Origin of the sequence: Capnocytophaga sp. oral taxon 863 str. F0517, assembly GCF_000466425.1 — a bacterium.
Lineage (GTDB): Bacteria > Bacteroidota > Bacteroidia > Flavobacteriales > Flavobacteriaceae > Capnocytophaga.
Genome location: NZ_KE992085.1, coordinates 1 through 270 on the forward strand (window position 1 = coordinate 1; position 270 = coordinate 270).

Genomic DNA, 270 nt, shown 5'->3' on the forward strand with positions numbered 1-270 from the left:
TAACCGGCGAGCCGGTAGATGTCTTGATTATGGACGATTTGTATAAGGATGCCGCGGCGGCTTGGTCGCCTCTCATTCGACAGAATATAGCCGACTGGTATGATACCGTAGCTTCCACCAGACTTCACAACGACAGCCAACAACTCTTGGTCTTTACCCGTTGGCATATGGAAGACCTTGCCGGTCGCTTGCTCGAACAAGAAGGCGAATACGACCCTATTGAAAACCCCAACGGTTGGGTACGCGTGAGCTTCCCTGCTATCCAAAACA

1 pseudogene is annotated in these 270 nt (G+C 51.5%); it reads left to right on the plus strand.

Annotated elements, in window-relative coordinates:
- Positions 1–270: pseudogene (locus HMPREF1551_RS13790) on the plus strand (hypothetical protein); the annotation flags it as partial.